A 16,297-nucleotide genomic window follows, 5' to 3' on the forward strand; every position below is an offset into this window, starting at 1 on the left:
ACCTCGACATCCGCAGACGTGATCGACTCGGCGGCATCCTGCACGAGTATCAACATGCCGCTTGAACTGCGCGGATGAAGTTATCGGCACCCACAGTGCTCCCGCCCGGCCCGCTAACTCTTTGACCACGGCCTTGACTTGCCTGGTCAGACGGGCTGTGCGTCGCTGGTATCGCTCCAGGACTCCGGGCACCTGCTCGCGGAAGGTGTGGCGGCAGCCGCGCGTGGGGCACACAAGGCGCCGCACCCGTACGCGGACCACCACCCGTCGACCGTCGACCGGTATGTCTGCCACGGTCCGCCAGTGATAGCCATGCACGCGTCCCGACGAGGCCCGCATGTCGGGCAGACCGCGGTGTCCTTCGGAGTCCGTGCCCGCACCACGATCCGCTCACCCTCGGCGGCCACATCCTCGATGACCAGCGGGGACAGTCCCGAAAACACCGTCTGCACAAGCTCGTTGACATCCATCACACTGATGTCAACGACCCCTCACAACTCTACGTCACCACCGAATATGAGACAGGGCCGTTAAATTGACACACCCCCCTGTCGGACCTCGGGATCGTCGACGTATCGTCAATTCTCTGCTTCTTGTGGGGTTTCGCCTTCCCGGCTGGCCTTCCCGCCGAGCAGGTGCTGGCGGGCAGCCGGTGGCACGGCAAACGGTTCGTCGCGCTGGACGACTCCAAACCGCTGATCTGCCAGGCGGATGACAGCAGCCTTTCCTGAGGATCAACCACACAGTCACTCGCCGTGACGGGCACGGACATCAACCCATGTCGTGTCCGGTCACCGCACGTGCATAGGACCGCAGGGCGGCGACGACTTCCACGCGGGTGCGCCGACCGGCAAGGATCTCCATCTGATAGCCGTCCTCCATAGCGACGAAGTTCGCCGCGAGGAGCCTGGGCGGGTCCGTGAGGACGAAGTGGCCCTGGGCCTGGCCCAGCACCAGGACGCCGTAGTACACCGCGATCTGGCGCTCGGTCAGCGCGCTGTCGAGGGCGGCGGCCTTGGCGTCGCGCAGGCAGCGGGGCCAGTACTCGTACAGCAACCGCGTCAGCGCGTCCTCGGGGCCGGTGGCCGGGCCGTGGTCGATGCAAGCGCGCAGTTGGTCGCGGGCGTCGGTGAAGCGCTCCGCGGCCCGTTCCCGCTCCTGGCTGTAGCGTTCGATGGCCTGCTGGTAGGTCTCGTGGACGAGGGCGTCGAGGTCGCCGTAGTAAAGCACGGCCGCGGGCGTCACCCCGGCCTCCTCGGCGATGTCGCGCAGCCGCAGCCCGTCCAGGCCGCGCGCTAGCAGCGCCCGCTGCACGGCCGCACCCAGTTCCGCCCGACGGGCCTCCTTGCCCTGTTTCTTCGCTGCCATGACCTGCCCACCTTCACCCGTCCACCATCTTCATTCTTATTTAACAATATCCTCCCAGGTCTTGACGCACTTGCCTACCACTTCTTAAATCTGCGTTTAACAGATGGCGTCGCACGTGAGGAGCCCCGCCGTGACGCTCAACCCGCATGACACCGACTCCGGAGCGCGAGTCGGCGCTTCCCCCGTCTCCACGGGCAAGGGCCTGCGCAGCGGCACCGTGGGCCTGCTCGGCGCCGTCGCGCTCGGGCTGTCCTCCGTCGCCCCGGCCTACTCCATCGCCGTCACGCTCGGCCTGGTCACGATGACCGTCGGGCATCTCGCCCCCGCCGCGCTGCTGATCGGCTTCGTGCCAATCCTGTTCACCGCGTTCGCCTTCCGGGAGCTGAACCGGGACATGCCGGACTGCGGGACCACGTTCGTGTGGAACACCCGCGCCTTCGGCCCCTGGACGGGCTGGCTGATCGGCAGCTGGGTGCCCACAATGGCCTCGCTCTTCGCGATGACCGCGCTAGCCCAGGTCAGCGCCGGCTACCTGCTCTCGATCGTCGGCCTCGACGGCCTGGCGGGCGACGGCACCGCCGTGACCGTCACCGGTCTCGTCCTGCTCGCCGGTGCGACCGTCCTCGCCCGCCGGGGCCTGCAGATCGCCACCGCCGTCCAGTACGCGCTGCTCGGACTGCAGCTGGTGGCGCTCTTCGGGATCGGCTTCGCCGCCTTCACCCGGCCCGGTGCCGCCACCCCGTCGCTGTCCTGGCTCAACCCCTTCGCCTTCCAGGGCGCCGGGCCGTTCGCCGAGTCGGTGCTGCTGTGTCTGTTCATCTACTGGGGCTGGGACGCCCTGATCACCGTCAACGAGGAGAGCAACGACGCCGACCGCGTTCCAGGCCGGGCCGTGCTGATCTCCACCTTCGTACTGCTGGCCACCTACCTGTTCACCGCCTTCGCCGCGGTCGGCTACGCCGGAACCGGCACCACCGGGATCGGGCTGGGCAACCCCGCCAACGCCACGGACTTCCTGTCCGCCCTGGCCCCACCCCTCGTCGGGAACGCGCTGGCCACCGTCGTACAGCTCGCCGTCTGCGTCAGCGCCCTGTCCGCGATGGTCACCTGCCTGGTCGGCAGCGGGCGCGGGTGTCTGTCGATGACCGCCCATGGCGCGCTGCCGAAGGTCTTCGCCCGTATCCACCTGCGGCACAGGACGCCCACGGTCGGCACGGTCTTCTTCGGAGCCGCCACCGCCGTGACCCTGGTGGTGCTGAAGCTGGCCTCGCCGCGGTTCCTGGGCGACGCGATCCTCTCCATCGGCCTGCTGATCGCCTGCTACTACGGCGCCACCGCGTTCGCCTGTGTCTGGCACTTCCGGCACCGTCTGCGCGCGTCCGGGCGCGATCTGCTGTTCAAGGGCGTACTGCCCTTGCTGGGCGGTCTGATGATGCTCGCGGCCTTCGCCCGCAGCGCCTACGACATGATCGCCCCCGACTACGGAAGCACCTCCTTCCACGGCATCGGCGGTGTCTTCCTGCTGGGGATCGGCTCCGTCGTCCTAGGCATCCCACTCGTCCTGCTCGTCCGCCGCTACTTCCCCCGCTTCTTCCGCGAGGGCAAGACCTCCGTCGTCCGACCGACCGTCAACGAAAGCTGATCCCGATGCGCACCCTGGCCATAGCCGCCCTGCAGACCGCCCCCGTGGCCTACGACCTGGAAGCGAGCTGGTCCCGGTTCGCCCACCAGGTCCGGACGGTCCGTGAGGTCTTCCCCCACGTCCAGCTGGTCGTCGTGCCGGAGCTGTTCCTCGCCGCGGAGGGGCCGCTGCTCGGCGAGCGCCCCGAGAACTGGATGGAACAGGCCGCCGTCACCCTCCCCGGGCCGCTCACCGACCGGCTCTGCGAGCTCGCCGCAGAGACCGGTCTGTGGCTGGTCCCCGGCTCTGTCTTCGAGCGCACGGACGACGACACGATCCACAACACCGCCCTGGCGATCTCCCCGCAGGGCGAGATCGCCGCCCGCTACCGCAAGGTCTTCCCCTGGCAGCCCTACGAAGGGGCGGAACCGGGCGACTCCTTCACCGTCTTCGACATCCCGGACGTGGGCCGCATGGGCCTGGCCATCTGCTACGACGGCTCCTTCCCCGAGACCATGCGCCAGCTGGCCTGGCTCGGTGCCGAGGTCGTCGTCCAGCCCACCCTGACCACCACCCGCGACCGGGAGATGGAACTGGTCTGCGCCCGGTCCAACGCCTGGACCAACCAGCTCTACGTCGTCAACGTCAACGCCTCCGACCCGGCCGGCGTCGGCGCGAGCGCGATCGTCGACCCCGAGGGGACCGTCCGCCAGCAGGCGGGCACGGGCGAGGAGATCCTCGTCGACGTCCTGGACCTGGACGCGGTCACCCGGGTGCGCCGGTACGGCTCCGCGGGCATCAATTGCCCCTGGAGCCAGCTGGCCCGTTACGGATCGACGATCGAACTGCCCATGTACGGGGGCACGTTCCGCACGCCCGAGTGGCTCAAGGAGACCGAAGAGAACTGAGACCGAGGTCGCATCCGGGCGGTCCCGGGTGCATGCGACCGCCACGCGGTGCCGTCCGTTCCACCGTCCCGTCGCGGTGGAACGGACGGCACCGCGCTGTCGCACGGGAACCGCGCGGACCGTCCGCCACTGTGAGCCGACGGTCCGGGCGGGGCGATACGTACCGGGAGTCGCAGATTTCCTCGTCCGAACCGCCACACGCTGCTCGCGCGCCGACGCGCCACGGGCTACTGACGCAAACCACCCCCATCAAGCCGATCGCGAAGGGGTATCCGAAGCTCCAGCTCAACTCAGGCATGACCTTGAGTTCGTGCCGTAGATCGTTCCCACCAGCGTGGGCGCAAAGAGGATGGCCGCCCACAACGAGATCTTCTTGAAGTCGTCGCTCTCAGGGCGCTGACCTGTGCAGATCGCTTTACGAGGCGTGCTGACCTGCGGCTTTGCTTGTTTCCGGTGCTTTCACGGTGACGCCGTTTTACGCAGTCGATTCTCCCCAGCCGCTCCCCAGAGCGACTTCATTCTCCCTGATTCTCCCCAGCGGTCGCTGGTTCTTGGCGGCGTTTCCGCTGGTGAGGCGGCTATTCTGGGCTTGCGAGACGGCTACGCACCGCATCGGAGTGAGGCTGGCGTGCAGCTATCGGCCTCCCCCCTGGAGCCGGTGAGCCGTGGCCTCACGCTGACCATGTGCTCGAAGGCGTGTGGTTGAGGCGGCAGCGAACATCACCCCAGCCGCGTACGGGCGCGGGTGTCGTGTTAGGGGCCGTAAGGGCTCCCCCTGCCGAGGAAGGGCTTCAGGTCGTCGGCGCGTGGGTCGGGAATGTCGGGCAGCTGGGGCCGCCGACCGGGTCGTGTCCGAGCTGGGCGGCGCCGACCTGCTGTTCAACAACGCGGGTGTCATGTTGCCCGCCCCGATCGAGGAGCTGGCCACCGACCAGTGGCAGCTCTAGATCGACCTCAGCGTCACCGGTCTGATGAACACCATCGCCGCGTTTACCCCGCAGTTGGTGCGGGCCGCCGACGAGCGTGGTGTGGCCGACCTGATCAACACCTCGTCCGTCGCGGCGCAGAACATCTTCCCGTATTTCGCGGTCTACGCTGCCACCAAGGCGTACGTCACTCACCTGTCTCGGACCCTGCGGGCCAAACTCGGAGCGAAGAGGGTGCGCGTGGCGGCCATCGAGCCCGGCATCGTCGCTCCCGAACTGCAGAGTCACGTCACCGACAAGGGCACGCTGGAGTGGCTGGAAGGAGCGAAGGAGTCGATGGAGTGGCTCACGCCGCAGGACATCGCCCAGACCGTCGCCTTCCTGACGAGCCTCCCGCCGCGGGCCAACCTGCAGCAGGTCACCATCATGCCCACCGCTCAGGCCAGCTGACCGCGCGGCCGCAGGCCGCCGTCCGCGCACGGCGGGCGGCGGCATGGCGCTCGGATCGGGTCAGGCGAGACCGAGCAGGGCGCGGACCCGGTCATGCGGGAGGGCCGGTGTGCGGTGTCCCCGACGGCCGGTCATGGGTTCGTTGGCGACGAGGGCGTTGAGCACCGCTTCCTCGACGCACTGCACGGCCGCTTCGTAGAAGGGATCGATCCGGCCCCACGGGACGAAGCGGAGGTTGTCGTAGTCCTCCTCGGTCGGATCCCCCTCGGGGAAGGTGCTGTTGAGGGCACCGGCGTTGGCGGTGGAGAAGGCAAGGAAGATGTCGCCGGAGAAGTGGCCGCCGCTGGTGCCGGTGCGGGCCAGGCCAAGGGCAGCGCGGCGGGCGAGGGCCTTGCACTGGCCGGGGAGCAGGGGCGCGTCGGTCCCGAGGACGACGATGACGGAACCCGCCCCGCCCGGTACGCGGCCGGGCGTACCTTCCAGGTCCCGCTGGAACCAGTCGTCGTCCTCCAGCGGGTTGTCATCGAGCAGGGAGCGGCCCACTGGCGCGCCGGCGATGACGAGTTCGCGCCGGTCGCCGAAGTTGGCCTGGACGAGGGCGCCGATGGTCCATGTGTCCGGCCCGTACTCGACGGTACGGGAGGAGGATCCCGAACCACCCTTGAAGCCGTAGCAGTTCATGCCGGTGCCGCCGCCGACCGATCCCTCCTCCAGTGGGCTGGAGGCGGCCGCTTCGATGGCAGCGATGGCGTGTTCGGGGTGGACACGGCGGCCGTTGATGTCGTTGAGGTAGCCGTCCCATGTCTCGGCGACCACGGGAAGCATCCACTGCGCGGCGAGGCGTGGGTGGTGTTCGGCGACCCACTGGTCCACGCCGGTGTGGACCGCGCCGACGGCATGGGTGTTGGTGAGCGCGATCGGCAGGTTGAAGCCGCCGGACTCCTCGATCCAGGTGGTGCCGGTCATCTCGCCGTTGCCGCTGAGCGAGTACCAGCCGGCCGCGCAGGGCGTGCCAACCCCGTTACGCCCCCTCGGCAGCAGGGCGGTGACGCCGGTGCGGACGCCTTCGCCCTCGATCAGGGTGACGTGCCCGACCTCGACGCCCGGGACGTCCGTGATCGCGTTCCAGGGTCCGGGAGTGCCGTCGAGCGGGATGCCGAGGGCGCGCGCCCGGGGACGGCCGGAGGGGGTGTGGTGGGCGGGGAGGGTCTCGGTCGTGCTCAGGTGGGTGCTGAGGGTCATGATGCGGGGCTCTCCGTGCGAGTGGTGGGCGGTTCATGGGTGTCGGCGGGGCCGAAGGGGAAGGTTCGCTTCTCGGTGACGCGTGCTTCGGCGACCGTGCGTCGGCCTTCGCGGAAGAAGCGGAGGAGCAGGCAACTGGTCGGGAGCACCATGGGGGAACACAGTTCGCGGCTGATGTACCAGACGCAGGCGAAGGCGGTGGCGTTGTAGTAGGCGCAGATCAGCAGGCCGATCGTGAGAACCACCAGGCCGAGCGCGACGGTGATGCTCTAGGCCGGTGCGGCCGAGGCCAGCCCCAGGAAGACCATCGACAACACGCCGACGGAGTCGGCGGCGAAGCCCTTGCCGGTGGCCAGTCGCCGGGTCTTGCGGTAGGCGTGACTGCCATCAAGTCCCCCAGGAGAGTTGGCCAGATTCATTAAACTGAAATTTATGGACTCTAACGCGGAGTCACCCCCGAGAGCCCAGCCGGTGAACCGCCGACCGGGCCCTGCGCCGTGACCTAGCGTCGCTGTGCCAGCCGTCGGCGGGCGCGGGCGATCGCCGACGGGTCCCAGCCGGGCCTGGGGACCGACTCGCGGAGCAGCCGCGTGTAGGGGTGGCGGGGTGCCATCAGGACGCTTTCGGTGAAGCCGGTCTCTACCGCGGTGCCGCGGTGAAGGACCAGAACGTCATCGGTCACGTACCGGACCACTGCCAGGTCGTGGCTGATGAACAGGTAGCCGATGCCGGTGTCGCGGCGGATGTCGCAGAGCAGGTTGAGGATCTGCGCCTGGACGGAGACGTCGAGGGCGGCGACGGCCTCGTCCAGGATCAGGACGCGCGGCTCGCAGGCCAGGGCACGGGCGATGGCCACGCGCTGGCGCTGGCCGCCGGACAGCTGCCGGGGCAGGCACCCGGCCTCCCGGGGCCCGAGGCCGACCTGGTCGAGCAGTTCGGCGATGCGCCCCTCCATCTCGGCCCGGCCGGGCCGGAGGTGAAGGCGAAGTACCTCGGCCAGGCAGTCGTGCACCGTGATACGCGGGTCGAGCGAGAGGTACGGGTCCTGGAAGACCATCTGGATCTCACGGGCTCGCGCGAGCCGTTCATTGCGCCGGCGCCTGCCGTCGACCAGTACCTTTCCCGCGTCCGGGGTCTCCAGGTCCACCAGCATGCGGGCGATCGTGGTCTTGCCCGACCCCGATTCGCCGACGATGCCGAGCGACCTGCCCTCCTCCAGCCGGAAGGAGACGTCGTTCACCGCGCGCACCGGGCCGAAGTCCTTGCGCAGGCCCTCCGCTTCGAGCAGGGTCACCGGGAAACCTCCTGTGCGCGCAGGCACGCCACTTCGGCGCCGTCGTGCGTGGTCAGTGGGACGCGGTCCTGTTCGCAGTCGGGCGTGACCCGTTCGCAGCGAGGTGCGAACGGGCATCCCGGCACTGCCTGGTCCAGACTGAGGGGGAGGCCGCTGATCGCGTCGAGGCGGATGGCCGGGCCGTCCAGGTGGGGGCGGGAGCCCAGCAGGGCCGCGGTGTAGGGGTGGCGCGGAGTCCTGAAGAGGCCTTGGGTGGGCTGGGTCTCCATCACCTGACCCGCATACAGCACGTAGATCCGGTCGCAGATCGCTCCGGCGAGGTCGAGGTCGTGGGTGACGAAGAGCATGCCCATGCCGCGCTCGCGGCGCAGTCGAGCAAGGATCGCGATGACCTCGGCCTGGGTGGACACGTCCAGGGCGGTGGTCGGCTCGTCGGCGAGCAGCAGGCGTGGGTCGGCGGCCAGCGCCGCGGCGATCACGACGCGTTGCAGCATGCCGCCGGAGAACTCGTGCGGCCACCGCCGCAGAGCGCCACCCGGATCGGTGATGCCCACCGACTCCAGGAGTTCGGCGGCCCGGGACTCGGCTTCCCGACGGGTCAGACCACGGTTGGTGCGCATCGCCTCGGTCAGGAAGTCGCCGACGCGGTGCAGGGGGTTGACCGACGCCCGCGGGTCCTGGAAGACCATCGCCGCCATGCCGCCGCGCATCCGCCGCAGCCCGGCCTTGTCCATCCTGTACCCGACCGTGGAGTCGAGGACGGTCTGGTCCGCGACCCGGATCGTGCCGGCGGTGGCTGCGCCAGCCGGGAACAGGCCGAGCGCGGCGCGGCTGGTCACCGACTTGCCCGACCCGGACTCGCCGACCAGGCCGACGGTCTCGCCCTCCTCGACCGTGATCGAGACCCGGTCGAGGATGGGCCGGGCGGCCTGCCCGAACGGCAGGGTGATGGTCAGATCCTCGATGCTGAGGAGAGTCATCTATCGCTCCCTGCGGGTGACCTGGTCGGCGATACCCTCGCCGACGATGTTGAACGCCACCACGGCCAGCACCACGGCGAGGCCGGGCACGAGCGCCGACAAGGGGGCGCCGAGCAGGATGGCCTGCTGCGCCTGGTTGATCTCGTTGCCCCAGTCGGCGCCGGGCGGCTGCACACCGAAGCCCAGGTACGACAGTGTGGCGAGGTCGATGAGCGCGTAGCCGAAGTTCAGCGTGGACTGGGCGAAGACCACCCCGGAGATGTTCGGCAGCACGTGTCGCAGCGAGATCGTCCAGCCGGAGAAACCCTGGACGCGGTAGGCGGAGATGTACGGCTTGCCCTGCTCGGTCGAAGCGGTGGCCCGGACCAGACGCGCGATGTACGGGGTGTAGGCGATGCCCATGGCGATCACCGGCGCGGTCAGTCCCGGGCCGACCATGGCCACCACCAGGATCGAGACCAGCAGTGCGGGGAAGGCGAAGGCCAGGTCGAGCAGGCGCGCGATGCCGGCGTCGACCAGGCCGCCCTTCCAGGCCGAGACCAGGCCCAGCAGCACGCCCAGCACCGTGGACATAACGACCACGACGAACGGGGCGAACAGGCTCGGCCGGGTGCCGTGGATCAGCCGGGAGAGGACGTCCCGGCCGGAGTAGTCGGTGCCGAGCAGGTGGTCGGCGGACGGCGGTGACATCGACGCGGTCAGGTCGGCGTAGTCGGGGTCGTGCGGCGCGAGCAGGGGGGCCAGCAGACCGACGAGGACCAGCAGGCCGAGGACGGCGACCGTCGTCCAGAACACCGGGCCGAAGCCCGTGGCCCGCAGCCGCCCGAGCAGCGCGCGGCGGTTCAAGCGGTTCAGGGTGGTGACGCTCATGCCTTCCTCCCCGCTCCGCCGCCGAGCCGGACCCTGGGGTCGAGCACCGAACCGATCACGTCCACCAGCGTGTTGGCCACCACGAAGACGACCACCACCAGCAGACAGACCGCCTGGACGACGGGGAAGTCCTTGGTGGTGACCGACTGGATGAGCAGCGAGCCGATCCCGGACAGACCGAAGACGACCTCGACGACCGAGGTGAGCACGACCAGACCGGCGGCGAGCAGGCCGGTCATGGCGACCACGGGCGGCAGCGCGTTGCGCACCACGTGCCTGCGGATCACCCGGCTCTCGGCCAGTCCGCGCGAGCGGGCGACCTCGACGTGTTCGCGCCGGATCTCCTCCAGCACGGTGGACCTGGTGATCCGGGACAGCAGGCCCACGTACGACATGCCGAGCGCGACGGCGGGCAGGGTGAGGTGCCAGACCCGGCGCCAGAAGCCGCTGCCGTCGCCGAACACCGGGAACCAGCCGAGCTTCACCGAGAACAGGCCGATCAGGACGATGCCCGCGACGAAGGCGGGCAGCGCGGTGGCGACGGTCGTGACCATCATCAGGACGGTGTCGACGACGCCCTTGCGCAGGGCGCCGACCAGGCCGAGCAGGGTGCCGGCGGTCACGCTGAGCAGGAGGGTGTAGGCGACGAGGTAGAACGTCCCGGGCAGCCGGGCGGCCAGCAGCGAGGAGACCTCCTGCCGGTGCTGCACCGAACGGCCGAAGTCGCCGTGCAGGACGCCGGCCAGCCAGCGGCCGTACTGCTCGAAGAACGGGTCGTCCAGGTGGTACTGGGCCCGGAGGGCGGCCATGGCCTCCGGGGAGACCGAGCGGCCCTTGGTCAGGAACGACGCCGGGTCCCCCGGGGCCAGGTGGACCAGGCTGAATACGACGAAGGAGGTGACCAGGAGGGTGAGCGCGAGCCCGCCCAGCCTGGTCAGGAGGAATCTCGTCACTGCGCCGATCCGATCTGCGCGGCCCACGGGTAGTAGAGGTAGGCGTTGGTGGCGGGCGCGCCGGTGACGCGCTTGCTGAGGAAGAGCATGTTGGGGGTCTGCAGCAGCGGGATCCAGAGCAGTTGCTCGCTCACGGTCTTCTGGGCCTGTACGACGGTCGCAGCGCGCTTGGCCGCGTCGTCCTCACCGATCGCCCGTTTGATCAGCTTGTCGTACTCGGCGCTCTTGTAGCCGCCGTAGTTCGCGAAGCTGTCGCTGCGCCAGTTCACGTACACGTCCAGCGGGTCGGCGATGTCGCCGTACCAGCTGGTGGGGAACAGGTCGATGTCCGCGCGTGCCTTGGGGTCGCTGAACAAGGAGCTGTAGGCGTCCGGCGCGACGGTCTTGATCCTCACGTCGAGGCCGACGCGCTTGCCCGCGGCCTGGACCTCCGTGCACATCAACGCGTTGATCGGATCCGAGCTGCTGGCGGCGATGACGATCGGCCGGGACGGAGCGCCGGCCTCCTGGACCAGCTTCTTGGCCTGCGCGAGGTCCTGCTCCACCGAGGGCAGGGCGTCGTAGGCCTTCTGGTAGACGGACTTGGCCGGCTCCTGTCCCCAGGTGAAGTCGGACACGACGGCCTTGGCCGGCTCCCCGTGTCCGGCGTACGCCGTCTTCAGCAGCGCCTTCCTGTCGATGGCGAGGGAGAGTGCCTTACGGATGCGCTGGTCGGCCAGCGCGCCCTTGAGGCCGGAGACGACCAGGCTGATCGAGGAGGTCGTCGGGCCGTAGTAGACCGTGCCCTTCCCCGAGGCGAGCAGCTTGGGCAGGCTGGTGGCGACGATGTTGTAGGAGCCGTCGACCTCGCCGGACACCAGCGCGTTGGCCTCGGTCGAGGGGTCGGCGAGGAAGGCGAACTCCAGGTTCTTGGTCTTGGCCGCGTGGGCGGTGTCCCAGTAGCCGTCGAACCGGGTGAGGGTGATCGACTGACCCTTGGTCCACTTGGCGAGCTTGAACGGGCCGGTGCAGTCGAGGCCGCCGTCCGGGGTGCCGAACTTCGACCCCTGCTTCTCGACATACGCCTTGCTCGCCACGACACCGGGCGGCGTCGCCATCAGCTGGTTGAACAGCGAGTCGGGGCGGGTCAGTCTAACCGTCACCCGGTGGGCGCCGGTCACCTTGACCGAGGTGACGTTGCGGTAGACCTCCGCCCAGTAGGAACCGAGCTTGGAGTCCATGTGACGGCGCAGGCTGTAGGCGACGTCCTCGGGGGTCATCGTGGTGCCGTCGTGGAACCTGACGCCCTGCCGGATCGTGTACACCCAGGTCCTCGCATCCGGGTGGTCGACCTTCTCGGCGAGGTTGGGACGGATCGAGAAGTCCGGGCCGAGGCGCAGCAGGCTCTCGCAGACGTTGGCGATGACGGTGTTGGGCGGGTAGTCGTAACTGTAGATCCAGTCCACCGAGTTCGGCTCCGTGCCGAGGTTCCACCGCACCGAGTCGACCTCACCCTTGGCAGCAGGCGTGTCGACGACCAGCTCGACGGCCTTGCCGGTGGCGGACCCGGTGCCCGACTGGCCGGCGCTGCAGGCGGCCGCCGTCACCAGGACGAGCCCGGCCGACGCACATCGCGTGGCGCGGGTCCTGCGTGTGCTGTGTGTCATGTCGGAACTCCTGTCGGAAGGTCGGAAGGTCACAGGGGCGGGGCCACACCTGGCGGCCGCAGAGCCACGTGGACGTGACGGGGAGGGCGGAGAGCTGGTCGGCCGGGACGCGGAGCGGGTCGTCGGCCAGGACGGTGAAGTCGGCGAGGAACCCCGGGGCGATGCGGCCTTTGTCGCGTTCCTCCCCGCAGGCCAGGGCGGCGCCCGTGGTGTACAGCCGCAGGGCCCCGGCCGCGGTGATGCGCTGCTCGCCGCCCAGAACCTCGCCGCGTGCCGTCTGCCTGGTGACGCAGGACTGCAGGGCGAGCAGCGGTTCGTAGGGGCCGCACGGGTAGTCGGAGGAGCCCGCCACCGCGATGCCCGCGTCGAGCAGGGAGCGGTGGGCGAACATGCGGGAGAGCCGGTCGCCGTAGTAACCGGACAGTTTCTCGCCGTGGAAGGCGACATGGCTGCCGAAGGGGACCGCGATCAGGCCCAGTGCGCGCATCCGGGCGAGGATCTCGTCGTCGACCAGCGAGCAGTGCTCGCTGCGGTGGCCCGCGACCGGGCGGCCCGACGCCTTCTGCAGCCGTTCGAACGCGTCGAGCAGCAGTCGGATCGCCCGGTCGCCGTTGGCGTGCACGGCGAGCCGGCAGCCGGCCTCGTGCACCGTGAGGACGCGCTCCAACTCCCGCTCGCCGAGCACCTGTTGTCCGTGACCGCCGCCGTCCTCGTACGGCTGCTCCAGCAGACAGGTGCCGCCGCCGACCGCGCCGTCCAGGAACGGCTTGACGCCGACGAAGCGCAGGGTCGCGTCGCCGAACCCGGTGCGCAGACCGAGGTCGCGCTCAGCGGCGAAGAAGTCGTGGTTGACGAGCACGCCCACCCGTGCGGTGAGCAGCCCGCGGTCGCGGGCCTCCTGAAGCAGCCGCAGCCCCCGGGGGCTGACGTCGGTGTCGCAGAGCGAGGTGAGCCCGGCGGCGTTCAGCTTGCCGAGGAACGCGCCGAGCGCGGTCAGCCGGCCGGCGAGGTCCGGCTCGGGCACCAGGCCGCCACCCACCGCGAACGGCGCCATCGTCCGCTCGTACAGCACGCCGTTCAGCCGGCCGGCGTCGTCACGCCCGTACGAGCCACCGGTCGGCGGCACCGAGTGGTCGGTCAGCCCGGCGAGTTCGAGGGCCCGGGTGTTGGCGACGGCCCAGTGGCCCGCGATGTGCATGACCAGGACGGGCCACGAGGGACAGATGCGGTCCAGGTCGTCGCGGTCCAGGACGCGTCCGCCGGTGGACTTGCCGTGGTCGTAGCGGGTGGCCAGCACCCAGGAACCGGCGCCCGTGGCCTCCGCGCGGTCGCGCAGGGCCGCGGCGACCTCCTCGGGGGTCGTGCATGCGGACAGGTCCACCTGGAAGGACTCGTCGGCGATCGCTGTGGGGTGGACGTGCGCGTCGTGCAGGCCGGGTACGACCACCCCGTCGCCCAGGTCGACGGGCTCGGCGGCGGGATGCAGCGCGCGCAGGTCCCGCCGGTCGCCGACGGCCAGGATCCGGTCGCCGGCGACGACGAACGCGTCGGCCTCGGTCCCGGTGTCAGCGAGGGTGTGGACGCGGCGGGCGCGGACGAGCGTGTAGGGCGCCTCAGACACGCGCGTCGCCCTCCGGGCCCAGTTCCCGCAGCGCGGGTACGCCGTGCAGCCCGGTGGCCTGCCGTACGGCGTCACGGATCGCCTCGGCGGTGACGGCAGCGGCGACGCCCTCCAGCGCGAGCATGTTGCGGACCTCAACCTCGCCAGTGGCCACGGCAAACGAGGTGTCGCCGTCCAGGCCCGTCGCACACGGCGTGACCGCATGTGCGATGCCGCCGTGACCGGCGTGCGCCAGCCGCCATGCCTCCCGTTTGGTCAGCCTGGCGTCGGCGGCGACCACGACCAGGGTGGTGGCCCTGCCCCACTCCTGCTCGGGCTGAACGTCGGTGGCGAACGCCTCGGTGACGCGGTGGAAGTGGCCGTCGCGGCGCAGGCCCGCCAGCACCCGGCCGTCCTCGCCGATCACGTCGCCGACCGGGTTGACCACGGCCCACGCGGCGACGGTCGGACCCTGCGCGGTACGGCGCGAGGCCCGCCCGAAGCCGCCCTTGGTCGCTCCGCCCGGCCCGTCGACGGACCCCGCGGTCACGCCGGTGCCCGCCCCGACGGTGCCCACCTCCTCCTCACCGGCCACAACGGCGGCCTCGTACGCCATGTGGCCCGCGTGCAGCTCGGGCCAGTCGACCCGCCCGACCTCCAGGTCGAACACCACCGCGGACACCACGCCAGGCACCGTGACCCCGCGCTGCCGCTCGGCCAGCGCGTTCTGCAGGTACGACGCGGCGGTCAGGCCGTAACAGCTGCCTCCGGTCAGGACGATGGCGTCGACCGTGTCGGAACAGCCGTACTGGTCGTAGGTAGCCAGGTTCAGCGTCCCGGGGTTCTGTCCCCGGGGTGCCGCCGCCACCGTTGCCTGCTCCGGAACGACGAAGACCGTCAGCCCTGTGCCCGCGTCCCGGTCGGTCCAGTGGCCGATGCGCAGCCCCTTGATCACTTTCGCCCCTCTCGACGATCGACGTGGGGCGGACGTTAGGAAACATCGAGGTGGCAGCGACATCGTCCGGCTTACGTATATGCGGTCAGAGACCGGACATACGACCCACCTGTCCTTAACAGGGCGGATACGACCGGCTCACGGGGCGGACACGGCTCGTGGGCAGGGTGGCCGCACCCTGCTAACCTCCCGCCACCACACCGGGGAGAGCCGATGGACTCATGGGCCGACGTGCGCCGCCTGGGCGCCCGCCGTATGGACGTACTCGCCGAAGTCGGTTTCCGCGCCGCCCGGGGCCACGGGGCGACGGCCGGAACCGACGCGATGACCGCGCTCCGGGAGATCGTCCCGGCCGAGGCCTACGAACTGGTCGTGTACGATCCGGGCGCCAACTACCACCGCAGCCTGACGTTCGACGGCTACGAACCGGAGAACCCCCAGGTGGGTGCCGTGGACTTCACCCGGACCGAGACGTTCCGGGAGGTCATCACTCTCGGCGGTCCGTCCCGGATGAACGGGCCGGACGACGACTTCGCCGAGACCTCCTACTTCCGGAACCACCTCGCCCCCTACGGCTGGCGCGCCGGTCTCACCGCACCGCTCTTCCTGCGCGACGGCCGTTACACCGGCCTGCTCCACCTCAGCGCCCGCGACCCGGAGGCGTTCGACGAGGGGACCAGCGAGGTGATCCGGGCAGTGACGCCGGTGCTCGCCCACGTCACCGATGTCCTGAGCCACCCCGATCCGCTCGGCCTGCCCCGCGGGTGCGGCACCCTGGCGTTCGACGCCACCGGACGGCACCACCCGCTGACGGGCAGACCGCACTCCGAGGCGATCGCGGGCGAACCGCGCATGGCCGACCTGGCCCGCGAGTTCCTCTCCTCGGGCGAGTCCCACCGCAGAAGACTATGGCAGGACCACACCGGATGCTGGCGGGACCTGCACCTGGTCCGCTCGGCCCTGCCGGTCGATGGCGCGCCCGACTGCGCCGTCCTGGCGGAGCGGCCCTGTCGCATCCCATACGGGCTCACCCCGCGCGAGATCGACGTACTGGCCCTGGTCGCCGAGGGCGACTCCAACCCGAAGATCGCCGCCCGACTGGTGCTCAGTGTCCGTACCGTCACCACCCACATCGCGCACATCTTCGACAAGCTCGGCTGCGACAGCCGCGTCCGGGCGACGGCGATCGCCCTGCGGGAGGGGCTGGTGCGGGCGGAGTTGGACGGCGTGTGAGGGACGCGGGGGCGGGTGCCGTCCTGCTGCGGGCGACGAACTGGCTGGCCGCGCGCAGCGGTGCCACCAGCGCATCACAGAGCGCGCCGCAGTATGAGTCGGCGCGGCATGTGGCTGGGCGGCTTGCCCAGCAGGCCGGGGCTTGCCCACCGCTGGGTTGGCAAGCCGTACGAACACACCGAAACCGAGGGGAGTGTCCCTTGGGCCGTTGGCTGTCCGACCACTGACCGGCACGCTGCCGCGCTGACTCC

General features: G+C 70.1%; 16 protein-coding genes and 2 pseudogenes. 5 read left to right on the top strand and 13 right to left on the bottom strand.

The window, feature by feature from the left end:
* Positions 1-479 (bottom strand): annotated as a pseudogene (locus tag ACFU8W_RS44505) (transposase family protein); the annotation flags it as partial.
* A gap of 84 nt (positions 480-563) precedes the next feature.
* Between ACFU8W_RS44505 and ACFU8W_RS44510 the strand changes: the two are divergent.
* Positions 564-731: a GXWXG domain-containing protein gene (locus ACFU8W_RS44510; RefSeq protein ID WP_384050758.1), complete on the top strand. Its 168-nt coding sequence runs from the start codon at positions 564-566 to the stop codon at positions 729-731.
* A gap of 40 nt (positions 732-771) precedes the next feature.
* On the opposite strand, the gene ACFU8W_RS44515 is transcribed toward ACFU8W_RS44510, so the two are convergent.
* The gene (locus ACFU8W_RS44515; protein ID WP_384050658.1) at positions 772-1,368 is read right to left on the bottom strand and encodes a TetR/AcrR family transcriptional regulator; all 597 of its coding nucleotides are present in this window, start codon (positions 1,366-1,368) and stop codon (positions 772-774) included.
* 130 nt (positions 1,369-1,498) lie between these two features.
* On the opposite strand from ACFU8W_RS44515, the gene ACFU8W_RS44520 reads away from it, so the two are divergent.
* Both ACFU8W_RS44520 and ACFU8W_RS44525 read left to right on the top strand, forming a co-directional pair.
* Positions 1,499-3,010: an APC family permease gene (locus tag ACFU8W_RS44520; RefSeq protein ID WP_384050661.1), complete on the top strand. Its 1,512-nt coding sequence runs from the start codon at positions 1,499-1,501 to the stop codon at positions 3,008-3,010.
* Positions 3,011-3,015: 5 nt separating this feature from the next.
* Positions 3,016-3,897, top strand: coding sequence for a carbon-nitrogen hydrolase family protein (locus ACFU8W_RS44525; RefSeq protein WP_384050664.1), 882 nt, complete (start codon positions 3,016-3,018; stop codon positions 3,895-3,897).
* Positions 3,898-4,126: 229 nt separating this feature from the next.
* Here the strand turns inward: ACFU8W_RS44525 and ACFU8W_RS44530 are convergent.
* Positions 4,127-4,275: pseudogene (locus ACFU8W_RS44530) on the bottom strand (CorA family divalent cation transporter); the annotation flags it as partial.
* A 569-nt stretch (positions 4,276-4,844) separates the two neighbouring features.
* On the opposite strand from ACFU8W_RS44530, the gene ACFU8W_RS44535 reads away from it, so the two are divergent.
* Positions 4,845-5,273, top strand: coding sequence for an SDR family oxidoreductase (locus tag ACFU8W_RS44535; protein WP_384050761.1), 429 nt, complete (start codon positions 4,845-4,847; stop codon positions 5,271-5,273).
* Positions 5,274-5,333: 60 nt separating this feature from the next.
* Here ACFU8W_RS44535 and ACFU8W_RS44540 read toward each other — a convergent pair whose 3' ends face one another.
* The 10 genes from ACFU8W_RS44540 to ACFU8W_RS44585 form a co-directional block, all read right to left on the bottom strand.
* Entirely contained in the window at positions 5,334-6,515 is a 1,182-nt protein-coding gene (locus ACFU8W_RS44540) for a P1 family peptidase (protein WP_384050667.1), read from the bottom strand.
* Positions 6,512-6,760 carry a hypothetical protein gene (locus tag ACFU8W_RS44545; protein WP_384050670.1) on the bottom strand — a complete coding sequence of 83 codons (249 nt, stop codon included), beginning with the start codon at positions 6,758-6,760 and terminating at the stop codon, positions 6,512-6,514. Before ACFU8W_RS44545 ends, ACFU8W_RS44540 begins: the two co-directional genes overlap by 4 nt.
* A gap of 24 nt (positions 6,761-6,784) precedes the next feature.
* On the bottom strand, positions 6,785-6,934 hold the full coding sequence (locus ACFU8W_RS44550; protein WP_384050673.1) for a hypothetical protein: 150 nt from the start codon (positions 6,932-6,934) through the stop codon (positions 6,785-6,787).
* An 83-nt stretch (positions 6,935-7,017) separates the two neighbouring features.
* Positions 7,018-7,809, bottom strand: coding sequence for an ABC transporter ATP-binding protein (locus ACFU8W_RS44555; RefSeq protein ID WP_384050676.1), 792 nt, complete (start codon positions 7,807-7,809; stop codon positions 7,018-7,020).
* Positions 7,806-8,789, bottom strand: coding sequence for an ABC transporter ATP-binding protein (locus tag ACFU8W_RS44560; protein ID WP_384050679.1), 984 nt, complete (start codon positions 8,787-8,789; stop codon positions 7,806-7,808). The genes ACFU8W_RS44555 and ACFU8W_RS44560 overlap by 4 nt, the downstream gene beginning before the upstream one ends.
* Entirely contained in the window at positions 8,790-9,659 is an 870-nt protein-coding gene (locus ACFU8W_RS44565; protein WP_384050682.1) for an ABC transporter permease, read from the bottom strand.
* A complete protein-coding gene (locus tag ACFU8W_RS44570; RefSeq protein WP_384050686.1) occupies positions 9,656-10,612 on the bottom strand; it encodes an ABC transporter permease in 957 nt (318 codons plus the stop codon). The genes ACFU8W_RS44565 and ACFU8W_RS44570 overlap by 4 nt, the downstream gene beginning before the upstream one ends.
* Positions 10,609-12,198, bottom strand: a complete 1,590-nt coding sequence (locus ACFU8W_RS44575; RefSeq protein ID WP_384050764.1) for an ABC transporter substrate-binding protein — start codon at positions 12,196-12,198, stop codon at positions 10,609-10,611. Before ACFU8W_RS44575 ends, ACFU8W_RS44570 begins: the two co-directional genes overlap by 4 nt.
* Positions 12,101-13,879: an amidohydrolase gene (locus ACFU8W_RS44580; protein WP_384050689.1), complete on the bottom strand. Its 1,779-nt coding sequence runs from the start codon at positions 13,877-13,879 to the stop codon at positions 12,101-12,103. The genes ACFU8W_RS44575 and ACFU8W_RS44580 overlap by 98 nt, the downstream gene beginning before the upstream one ends.
* Positions 13,872-14,813 (bottom strand): P1 family peptidase, encoded by a 942-nt coding sequence (locus ACFU8W_RS44585; protein ID WP_384050692.1) that lies wholly within the window; start codon positions 14,811-14,813, stop codon positions 13,872-13,874. Before ACFU8W_RS44585 ends, ACFU8W_RS44580 begins: the two co-directional genes overlap by 8 nt.
* Positions 14,814-15,026: 213 nt before the next feature.
* Here ACFU8W_RS44585 and ACFU8W_RS44590 point away from each other — a divergent pair, with 213 nt between their 5' ends.
* Positions 15,027-16,046: a response regulator transcription factor gene (locus ACFU8W_RS44590; RefSeq protein WP_384050695.1), complete on the top strand. Its 1,020-nt coding sequence runs from the start codon at positions 15,027-15,029 to the stop codon at positions 16,044-16,046.
* The last annotated feature ends 251 nt before the right edge of the window (positions 16,047-16,297 follow it).

The sequence above is a fragment of the Streptomyces sp. NPDC057565 genome (genome assembly GCF_042801455.1).
GTDB classification, from domain to species: Bacteria; Actinomycetota; Actinomycetes; order Streptomycetales; family Streptomycetaceae; genus Streptomyces; species Streptomyces yanii.